Below are 3,169 nucleotides of genomic sequence, written 5' to 3' on the forward strand. Positions count from 1 at the left end.
GATTTTTGGACACCCCCCGGTGTCAGGGACGCCCGAGCACCTCGCGGGCGGTCTTGCGGCTGTGGCAGCTCTTGCAGAGCGCCTGCCAGTTCGACCGATCCCAGAACCGGGCGCGGTCGCCCTCGTGCCGGACAATGTGATCGACCTCGGTCGCCGGGGTCACCAGCCCGAGCCCCGCGCAATCGACGCAGAGCGGGTTGGCCTCGAGGAAGGCGCCGCGCGCCTTCTTCCAGGCAGGGCTGGCATAGAGCTTCGAGCGGCGCCGGATCTCCTCGGCCGTCTTCACCTTCGCCCGCCGGGCGCGGTTCCGCGCGATCCGTTCGGCCTCATGCTCTTCGCAGAGCGCCGCGCCAGGCATGGCGAGGTCGTCGCAGCCCGAGGCCGCGCAGAGCTTGCGGATCGTCATGGATGAGGCCTCCCGGAACGCAAAACGCCCGCAGCGGGGGATCCGCTCCGGGCGCAGCTAGGGTGACGGCACTATGTCAACCAGGCTGGAATCCCGTCAAGAAAAAAGTTTCCGGGGCGGCGCGCCTCACGTCGCAAGAGCCGCGCCGTTTCCGGGGGAATTTCAAGAAAACCGCAACGCCGATCTCGCCCCGCATTGCAGGTTTCAATCCCATCAAACTGAAGAACGCGACGTTGCGACGAAATCGCACCGCGCAATAGTGGATGGCAAAATCTTCCATTAACCGGCCGCCGTCATGACTGGACCACACTATCGTGTCAATGAGGAGTATCCCATGATCGGCCCCGTAACGGCGACCAGCGTGATGCCGGTTCGCAAGGAACAAACAGAACAGCAGACTGCCACTCAGGCCGATTTCAGGCTCAAGCTCGCGAACGCTCGACCGGTAACCCCGGAAGAGCTGGGCATCGAGCTCACCAAGGGCTCCGATGAGTTCACGGCCATCCTGGCGGAATCCAATGCACGTTTGGAGTGGATGGAATCCGCCGAGGGCAAGGCCTGGCAGGCGGAGCAACTGGCAAAGCAGAATGCCCAGCCTGTCGAGCTTGCCGTCTACAAAGGCGGCCAGATGGTCGGGTTCATGGCGGGCGGGTTTTCAGGCCTGGGTTCCATGGGAGCCATCCTGCCCGACAATTGGGGCAGCATGCGCACCGAAGACCTGAAGCAGGTGTTTCAAAACCATGGTTTCAAGGTGGTCACCGCAAAGGATGGCCTGTCGATGAACCACGGCCAGGCCGCAAATATCTTGAACCGGTCCTAGCCTTCGGAAAGCAGACAAAAAGTGCTGAAGCCCAGAGACACGTGGCGCAATCTTGTATCAATCGGCCGCCGCCATCACTGGACCACCCTATCGTGTCAATGAGGAGGCTCCCATGATCAGCCCCGTAACGGCGACCAGCGCGATGCCGGTTCGCAAGGAACAAACAGAACAGCAGACAGCCACTCAGCCCAAGTTCAGGCCCGAGCTCGCGAACTTTCGACCGGGAACTGGGGAAGAGGCCGGCTTCAAGCCATACAAAGCCCCCGCCGAATTCATGGCCATGCTCGCAAAATCCGAGGCCGAGGCGGCGTGGATGGACTCCGCCGAGGGCAAGGCCTGGCAGGCGGAGCAACTGGCAAAACAGAATGCCCAGCCTGTCGAGCTTGCCGTCTACAAAGGCGACAAGATGGTCGGGTTCATGGCAGGTGGGTTTGCGGCCCGGGATTCCATTGCGGGCTTCCTGCCCAGCAACTGGGAAAACATGTCCATCGACGACTTGAGCCAGGTCTTCAGAAGCCGGGGCTTCAAGGTCGTCACCGCCAAGGAAGGCCTGAACATGAACCAAGGTCAGGCCGACATAATCATCAATCGTTTCTAGCTTTCGGCCGAAAGCCAAATGCGCTGCGGTTCCCCTTTCCACGGCCGCATCGGCGGCATATCCCGGGTGACCTCGACCCGTGTCAAATCCGCGCCAGTCAAAGCCGCCTGCACCGCCAGCAGGTAGCCCCACCAGTCGAGGTAAGCCCGACGCGCCGCGGCGATCCGGGCGGGGGTCGGGTCCCAGTGGCAGGGCGTGAAGCGCACCGCGTCATGGACGATCACGCCCTTGCGGTTGCGACGCGGGACTGGCTGCCAGCCCTCTACCCCGAGCATCGCCGCATCCGCCGTCTTCGCGTGGCGGCCCCAGCGGTTCACCGTCCAGTCGTCCGGCTTCAGCCGCGGGCGGGCGTCGGGCATCCAGTCGGGCGTGCGGCCCGCGCGGGCCAGGTCGGCGACCAGCGTCGCGGCGTACCAGGGCAGCGTGTTGCGGACCACGGTCGCGATCAGCTCGGCATCGTCATGCGGGCTCGACCGGCCGCGGCTCACGTCGACCCGGGTGCCGAGCTGGGCGCGTTCGAGGGCGACATATTCCATGCCATAGGACCGCCAGCCGGTGCCGCCGACCGCCTCGATCTCGTCATGGTCGAGCCGCGCGCATTCGGTGCCGAAGGCCCATTCCAGCGCCGCGCGCACCGGCATCGCGCGCCGGGTCCGGGTGGCAGTCTGCGCTGGGGGGCGGATCGTGGCGGTCATGCGGCTGCCCCCGCGAGATCGGCGATGCGGCGGCAGCGGGCCAGCTGGGCCTCGCGGTCGCGCAGCCACGCGGCCTCGGCCGGATCGAGGAAGGCCGGATCCGCGCCCGCCAGATGCGCGTGGCGGCGCAGCGCCTCGCCCGCGGCCTGGCGGATCTGACCCAGCGCATAGCCGCCCGGCCAGCGCCGGGTGCGGCGCAGATCGTCCAGCAGCTCCGGCGCCCAGCCCTCGGCCAGCGCCTGCCGCCCGACCGCATGGGCAAAGACCGCCCGGATCAGCGGCGAGGCATCGTCGGCGGGCGGCTGGATCTGCGCCCCCGCCTTCAGGATCGCATTGGCGATGGGAAACCGGTCGCGATCCTTGCCGCCGGGCGCCGCCGCCGCCATCTCTTCGAGCGCGGCCAGGTTCGGCGGGGTCATGTACGCGAGCCGCTTGGCGAGATCCGCCAGCATCTCCTCGAACTGCGCCTTGGTCATCGCGCCCGGCTTCACCAGCCCGCGCCGCAGCAGCGGCTCGATCAAGAGCCCCCGCACCCGCTTTTCGCCCTCGGCCTGTTCCTTCGCGTCCATCCTCGGCTCCTTTCTCTCTGCCTTGCCCAACCGCTTCAGGACTGTCCTGCAACTGTCCGGCGGACATTTGCGGGACAATTG

6 protein-coding genes are annotated in these 3,169 nt (G+C 66.3%); 2 read left to right on the forward strand and 4 right to left on the reverse strand.

Features of this window, described 5'->3' with window-relative positions:
• Positions 1–22: 22 nt before the first annotated feature.
• A complete protein-coding gene (locus tag BYZ73_RS20670; protein WP_112317505.1) occupies positions 23–406 on the reverse strand; it encodes an HNH endonuclease in 384 nt (127 codons plus the stop codon).
• Positions 407–482: 76 nt separating this feature from the next.
• Positions 483–686, reverse strand: a complete 204-nt coding sequence (locus BYZ73_RS22995) for a hypothetical protein (RefSeq protein ID WP_181498141.1) — start codon at positions 684–686, stop codon at positions 483–485.
• Between the two features lie 54 nt (positions 687–740).
• On the opposite strand from BYZ73_RS22995, the gene BYZ73_RS20675 reads away from it, so the two are divergent.
• Both BYZ73_RS20675 and BYZ73_RS20680 read left to right on the forward strand, forming a co-directional pair.
• Complete coding sequence (locus BYZ73_RS20675) at positions 741–1,226, forward strand: hypothetical protein (RefSeq protein ID WP_112317506.1); 486 nt, start codon at positions 741–743, stop codon at positions 1,224–1,226.
• A gap of 112 nt (positions 1,227–1,338) precedes the next feature.
• On the forward strand, positions 1,339–1,824 hold the full coding sequence (locus tag BYZ73_RS20680; RefSeq protein WP_112317507.1) for a hypothetical protein: 486 nt from the start codon (positions 1,339–1,341) through the stop codon (positions 1,822–1,824).
• Here BYZ73_RS20680 and BYZ73_RS20685 read toward each other — a convergent pair.
• Entirely contained in the window at positions 1,821–2,519 is a 699-nt protein-coding gene (locus BYZ73_RS20685; protein WP_146746376.1) for a hypothetical protein, read from the reverse strand. The genes BYZ73_RS20680 and BYZ73_RS20685 overlap by 4 nt on opposite strands.
• A complete protein-coding gene (locus BYZ73_RS20690; RefSeq protein ID WP_112317509.1) occupies positions 2,516–3,088 on the reverse strand; it encodes a hypothetical protein in 573 nt (190 codons plus the stop codon). The genes BYZ73_RS20685 and BYZ73_RS20690 overlap by 4 nt, the downstream gene beginning before the upstream one ends.
• Positions 3,089–3,169 lie beyond the last annotated feature (81 nt).

The sequence above is a fragment of the Rhodovulum viride genome, assembly GCF_003265965.1.
GTDB lineage: Bacteria > Pseudomonadota > Alphaproteobacteria > Rhodobacterales > Rhodobacteraceae > Rhodovulum > Rhodovulum kholense.